Raw genomic sequence first — 6,399 nt, forward strand, 5'->3', positions numbered from 1 at the left:
TGAGCCGCTGTAAGAGCGGAACCATAAGCGGCCGTTACCGCAGCAACGGATATGTCCACCACACCCGCCACCACCGATCAAACACCCCTTGCGACCCCCCAATTTCTTTGCTAGCTTCTTACAAAATGTTAACGATAACATTTGCTCTAAAAATAAAAACAAAACAGAGATCCCCACCATGAAAATGCTTCCGAAAACCCTGTGTTTGTTGGCTCTGAGCATCAATCTTGGCACCGCTGGCCTGGCACTGGCCGACACCAAACCCGCCCCCATCCGCATCGGCGCGTCCTTCCAGGAAATCAACAACCCTTACTTCGTCACCATGAAAGACGCCCTGCAGGAAGCCGGGGCGACCATCGGTGCGCAGTTGATCATCACCGACGCCCGCCACGACGTGTCCAAACAGGTCAGCGACGTCGAAGACATGCTGCAAAAAGGCATCGACATCCTGCTGATCAACCCCACCGATTCCGTCGGCGTGCAATCAGCCGTCAAATCCGCCCACGCCGCCGGCGTAGTCGTGGTCGCCGTCGACGCCCAGGCCGAAGGCCCACTGGACTCCTTCGTCGGCTCGAAGAACTTCGACGCCGGCTTCCAGGCCTGCGAATACCTGGCCAAGAACATCGGGGACAAGGGCAATATCGCCATCCTCGACGGCATCGCCGTGGTACCGATCCTGGAGCGCGTGCGCGGTTGCAAGGAGGCCGTGGCCAAGCACCCGGACATCAAGATCGTGAGCATCCAGAACGGCAAGCAGGAACGTGACCAGGCGCTGACCGTCACCGAAAACATGCTGCAGGCCCAGCCCACCCTCAAGGGCATTTTCAGCGTCAATGACAACGGCTCCCTCGGCGCACTCTCGGCCATCGAAGCCAGTGGCCTGGATGTCAAGCTGGTGAGCGTCGACGGCGCGCCGGAAGCGATCAAGGCCATCCAGAAACCCGGCAGCAAATTCATCGCCACCTCCGCGCAATACCCCCGTGACCAGATCCGCCTGGCCCTGGGCATCGCCCTGGCCAAGAAGTGGGGCTCGCAAGTGCCGGCCACAATCCCGGTGGACATCACCCTGATTGACCAGGCCAAGGCCAAGGATTTCAGTTGGTAAAACACCCAGGCCCCATGCCAGGCGTGGGGCACAGGTCATCCATCTGAATGCGAGGTCGGCGGTATGAGCAGTCTTCTGAAGCTGGAAAATATCTGTAAGCGCTACCCGGGGGTGCAAGCCCTCAAGGCGATCAACCTGGAAGTGCAGCGCGGCGAAATTCATGCCTTGCTCGGGGAAAACGGTGCAGGCAAATCGACCTTGATGAAGATCCTTGGCGGGGTCGAGCACCAGGACGAAGGGCAGATCCTGATCGACGGCGAGGCTCGGCGGTTCGCGACGTATCGTGATGCGATTGCCGCCGGCATCGGCATTGTGTTCCAGGAATTCAGCCTGATTCCCTACCTCACGGCGGTGGAAAATATCTTCCTCGGCCATGAGCTGAGCAACCGTTTTGGCCTGTTGCGCAAGCGCGAAATGGTCGAGGCCAGCGAGGCGTTGTTCAAGCGCCTCGGTGTCAGTATTGACCTGCAATGCGCGGTCAGGCACCTGAGCGTGGCCGAGCAGCAATTCGTCGAGATCGCCAAGGCGCTGGCCCTGGACGCGCGGCTGCTGGTGCTCGACGAACCCACCGCCACCCTCACGCCGAGCGAAGCCGAGCTGCTGTTCGAAATCATGCGTGAACTCAAGCGCCAGGGGGTGGCGGTGATTTTTATTTCCCACCACCTGGAGGAGATTTTCCAGGTCTGCGACCGCATCAGCGTGCTGCGCGACGGCGGCAATGTGGGCGTCACCGATGTGGCCGACAGCGATATCGACCGCCTGGTGGAAATGATGGTCGGGCGGCGCCTGGAGTGCAGTTTTCCGCCCAAGCCCACCGCCGCACGCGGGCCGCTGCTGCTGGAGGTCAAGGACATCCAGTTGGTGCGCAACGGCCCCCATAACCACTTTGAATTGCACAAGGGCGAGATTCTCGGCTTTGCCGGCCTGGTGGGTTCCGGGCGTACCGAATTGGCGCTGGGCATGATGGGCGCGCTGCCGTCGGTGAGCAAAGACGTGTGGCTGCGGGGTGAACAAATCACCCTCGACGACCCGGCCCAGGCCTTGGCCCATGGCATCGGCCTGCTGCCGGAAAGCCGCAAGACCGAAGGGCTGATCACCGATTTCAGCATTCGCGAAAACATCTCCCTCAACAACCTGCCCAAATACCAGAACGCCAGCGGCCTGATCGACAAGGACAAGGAATGCGCCAGCGTTGAAGCGCTGATGCGCCAGCTGTCGATCAAGGCCCCCAGCGGCGAGAGCCGGGTGTTCAACCTCAGCGGCGGCAACCAGCAGAAAGTCGTGATTGCCCGCTGGATCAACCATCACTGCGACGTGCTGGTGTTCGACGAACCCACCCGTGGCATCGACGTCGGTGCCAAGGCGCAGATCTACGCACTGATGCGCAGCCTCACCGAACAGGGTTACGCAATCATCATGATTTCCTCGGAACTGCCGGAAGTCATCGGCATGTGCGACCGCGTCGCGGTGTTCCACAAGGGCGCCATCGTCAAGGTACTGGAAGCGTCTGCCGTCAATCCTCAAGAGGTCATGCGCCATGCAACAGGGGGCCCAAGTGAATACGTCCATTAATGCCGTGGGGCCTGGCCGGCTGCGCCTGAACCTGGCGCGGTTGATCCGCTCACCGGCGTTTTATCCCTTTGTCGGGCTGCTGGTGGTGACGTTGGTGATGATCTTCGCCAGCGATAACTTCCTGACGGCCAACAACTTGTCGAACATCGCGCGCCAGGTGTCGATCAACGCGATTATCGCGGTGGGCATGACCTGCGTGATTCTCACCGGCGGCATCGATTTGTCGGTGGGGCCGGTGATGGCGTTGTCCGGCACCTTGACCGCCGGCTTGATGGTCGCAGGCTTGCCGCCGGGCCTGGCGATTGGCGCCGGGATGCTGGTCGGCGTGGCCTTCGGTATCGGCAATGGCCTGTTCGTCGCCTACCTGCACATGCCGCCGATCATCGTCACCCTGGCGACCATGGGCATCGCCCGCGGGTTCGGCCTGATGTACACCGACGGCTATCCGATTTCCGGTTTGCCGGAGTGGTTCGGCTTCTTTGGCCGCGAAAGCCTGTTCGGCATTTCGGTGCCGATCCTGATCATGTTGGTGACGTACCTGGCGGCCTATGTGCTGCTGCAACACACCCGCATCGGCCGCTATATCTACGCGATCGGCGGCAACGAGGAAGCGGTGCGCCTGTCCGGCGTGCGGGCGGCGCGCTTCAAATTGCTGGTGTATGGCATCAGCGGTTTGACCGCCGCGATTGCCGGGCTGGTGCTGACCTCACGCTTGATGAGCGGCCAGCCGAATGCCGGGGTGTCGTTCGAACTCGACGCGATTGCCGCGGTGGTCCTGGGCGGCGCCTCGATTGCCGGTGGGCGCGGGGTAATCGTCGGCACCTTGCTCGGCGCCATGCTGCTGGGGGTGTTGAACAACGGCTTGAACATGCTCGGGGTCTCGCCCTACGTCCAGAGTGTGATCAAGGGCGGGATCATTTTGCTGGCGATCTTTATCAGCCGTCAGCGCCACAAGTAAACCGGTTATCTCCACGCGGCCATGGTGGCCGCGATGGGTTCTCTCATGCTCAAGAAAGGTCCGCACATCATGGAAAAGCACAACCAAATGCAAGCCGTCGTCTGCCACGGCCCGAAAGACTACCGCCTGGAACGCATCAGCAAACCCCAGGCGCGGGTCAATGAACTGGTGATTCGCATCGCCGCCTGCGGCATCTGCGCCAGTGACTGCAAATGCCACTCGGGCGCCGCGATGTTCTGGGGCGGCGATAACCCGTGGGTCAAGGCCCCGGTGGTGCCGGGGCACGAGTTCTTTGGCTACGTGGTGGAAGCGGGCGAGGGCGCCGAGGAGCACTTTGAGGTGAAGGTCGGCGACAAGGTGATCGCCGAGCAGATCGTGCCATGTGGCAAGTGCCGCTTCTGCAAGTCCGGCAAGTACTGGATGTGCGAGGTGCACAACATCTTCGGCTTCCAGCGTGAAGTCGCCGAGGGTGGCATGGCCCAGTACATGCGTATTCCCAAGACTGCCATCGTGCACAAGATTCCGGAGTCGGTGTCCCTGGAAGATTCGGCGCTGATCGAGCCGATGTCCTGCGCGATTCACACCGTCAACCGCGGTGAGATCCAGCTGGATGACGTGCTGGTTATTGCTGGTGCCGGCACCCTGGGCCTGTGCATGGTGCAAGTGGCCGCCCTGAAAACGCCGAAGAAGCTGGTGGTGATCGACATGGTCGACGAGCGCCTGGAACTGGCGAAGCAGTACGGTGCCGACGTGGTGATCAACCCGTCCCGGGATAACGCCCGGGAGATCATCAATAGCCTGACCGACAACTACGGCTGCGACGTGTACATCGAAACCACCGGCGTACCGGCGGGCGTTACCCAGGGCCTGGACTTGATCCGCAAGCTCGGCCGGTTTGTCGAATTCAGCGTGTTTGGCGCCGAAACCAGCGCCGACTGGTCGATCATCGGCGACCGCAAGGAGCTGGACGTACGCGGTGCGCACCTGGGGCCGTATTGCTACCCGGTGGCCATCGACTTGTTCGAGCGTGGCCTGGTGACGTCCAAGGGCATCGTGACCCATGACTTCGGGCTGGACAGCTGGGCCGAAGCGTTTGAGCTGGCCAACTCGACCAAGTCGATCAAGGTGCTGCTGAAGCCGGTGCTCTGACATGAACTACGTAATGGGTGTGGACATCGGCACGCAAAGCACCAAGGCGCTGCTGGTGGATGCGGACGGCCTGATCATCGCCCAGCACAGCCAGGGGTATCGCGTGGATACCCCGAAAGTGCGCTGGGCCGAGCAGTGGCCGCAGGTCTGGCTGGATGCGGTGGAAGCCTGCGTCGCCCAGTGCATGGCGAAGGCCGACGTGGCGAAAGAGCAGGTCAAGGCGCTGTGCATCAGCAGCCTGTACGGTGGCTCCGGAATTGCTGTGGACGAGCAGATCACGCCGCTGCACCCGTGCCTGATCTGGATGGACCGGCGCGCGGGCGAGCAAGTTGAGTGGGTGCGCGAGCATGTGGACCTGGAGCGGCTGTTTGCGGTCACCGGCAACTCGGTGGACAGCTACTACGGCTTCACCAAGATGCTCTGGCTCAAGCAACACCAGCCGCAGGTGTGGGCCAACACCCGCTACCTGCTGCCGCCCAACAGTTACATCAACTGGTGCCTGACCGGTGAGTTGGCGGTGGACCACAGCAGCGCCGGCAATATCGGCGGGGTCTACGATGTGGCCCGGCGGGACTGGTCGGCCGAGATGTTGGCGGCGCTGGAGATTCCCCTGGCGATGATGCCGGAGCGCTTGCTGTATTCCGGTGAAGTGGTCGGCGGTTTGCTCGAGGAATGGGCGCAGCGATTGGGCCTGCAGACGGGCACTCCGATCCTGGCCGGAGGCGTGGACGCGGCCATGGCCACATTGGCCGCCGGGGTGACCCGGCCGGGCAATCACGTGGCGATGATCGGCACCAGCATGTGTTGGGGTTATCTCAATCAGCAGGTGGACGCGCGCCATGGCCTGGTGAGCATGCCCCACGTCTATAACGGCCATCAGGACCTGTACATCTTCGGCGGTGCGATTACCGCCGGGGCGTCGGTGAGCTGGTTTCGCGAGCAGTTCTGCCAGGCTGAGGAGCAGCAGGCGAAAGAGACTGGCCAGGACAGTTTGTGGCTGCTGGAGCAGAGCGCCGCGAAGATCCCGGCGGGCAGCGAAGGGCTGTTGTTCCTGCCGTATCTCATGGGCGAACGCAGCCCGGTGTGGGATGACCGGGCCAGCGGCAGCTTTGTCGGGCTGAACCTGTATCACAGCCGGATCCACCTGTACCGCGCGGTGCTCGAAGGGGTGAGTTTTGCCCTGCGGCACAATATCGAAGCGGGCACCCGTGGGGCGCATTCCCTTGATCCACGGCTGATTGTGGTGGGTGGGGCGAGCCATTCGGATTTGTGGATGCAGATTATTGCGGACATCACCCATTACCCGGTCTACACCATTGTGCAAGAGGTGGAGGCGGCCTTGGGCGCGGCGTTGCTGGCGGCCCATGCGGTGGGGGTGGTGGATGACCGGCAGATGGAGAAAGGTTGGGTGCAGTTGGAGCTGCGGGCAGAGCCGAAGGCGGGGAATGTCGGGGTGTATGACCGGGCGTTTGCCAGCTATCTGGAGCTGTATCCGGCCTTGAAACCGGTGATGCACAGCCTGCAATTGAATTAAGCGAACACTGATCCAAATGTGGGAGCGGGCTTGCTCGCGAATACGGTGTATCAGTGCCGGATTTATTGCCTGACCCACCGC

General features: G+C 61.9%; 5 protein-coding genes. All 5 read left to right on the plus strand.

Features of this window, described 5'->3' with window-relative positions; translation table 11 throughout:
* Positions 1-178 precede the first annotated feature (178 nt).
* The 5 genes from ACW9I6_RS29630 (at position 179) to ACW9I6_RS29650 (ending at position 6,318) form a co-directional block, all read left to right on the plus strand.
* Positions 179-1,105 (plus strand): substrate-binding domain-containing protein, encoded by a 927-nt coding sequence (locus tag ACW9I6_RS29630; RefSeq protein ID WP_003215780.1) that lies wholly within the window; start codon positions 179-181, stop codon positions 1,103-1,105.
* 63 nt (positions 1,106-1,168) lie between these two features.
* A complete protein-coding gene (locus ACW9I6_RS29635; protein WP_457340139.1) occupies positions 1,169-2,677 on the plus strand; it encodes a sugar ABC transporter ATP-binding protein in 1,509 nt (502 codons plus the stop codon).
* Entirely contained in the window at positions 2,643-3,635 is a 993-nt protein-coding gene (locus ACW9I6_RS29640) for an ABC transporter permease (protein WP_003215773.1), read from the plus strand. Before ACW9I6_RS29635 ends, ACW9I6_RS29640 begins: the two co-directional genes overlap by 35 nt.
* A gap of 69 nt (positions 3,636-3,704) precedes the next feature.
* Complete coding sequence (locus ACW9I6_RS29645; protein ID WP_032898587.1) at positions 3,705-4,784, plus strand: alcohol dehydrogenase catalytic domain-containing protein; 1,080 nt, start codon at positions 3,705-3,707, stop codon at positions 4,782-4,784.
* A 1-nt stretch (position 4,785) separates the two neighbouring features.
* Positions 4,786-6,318, plus strand: a complete 1,533-nt coding sequence (locus tag ACW9I6_RS29650) for an FGGY-family carbohydrate kinase (RefSeq protein WP_457340140.1) — start codon at positions 4,786-4,788, stop codon at positions 6,316-6,318.
* Positions 6,319-6,399 lie beyond the last annotated feature (81 nt).

Source organism: Pseudomonas sp. SDO5522_S412 (assembly GCF_054071215.1).

Excerpts from the sequence above, each read along its gene's own strand:
- ACW9I6_RS29630 (WP_003215780.1), top strand. The coding sequence starts at position 179 with ATGAAAATGCTTCCGAAAACCCTGTGTTTGTTGGCTCTGAGCATCAAT.
- ACW9I6_RS29635 (WP_457340139.1), top strand. The coding sequence starts at position 1,169 with ATGAGCAGTCTTCTGAAGCTGGAAAATATCTGTAAGCGCTACCCGGGG.
- ACW9I6_RS29640 (WP_003215773.1), top strand. The coding sequence starts at position 2,643 with ATGCAACAGGGGGCCCAAGTGAATACGTCCATTAATGCCGTGGGGCCT.
- ACW9I6_RS29645 (WP_032898587.1), top strand. The coding sequence starts at position 3,705 with ATGGAAAAGCACAACCAAATGCAAGCCGTCGTCTGCCACGGCCCGAAA.
- ACW9I6_RS29650 (WP_457340140.1), top strand. The coding sequence starts at position 4,786 with ATGAACTACGTAATGGGTGTGGACATCGGCACGCAAAGCACCAAGGCG.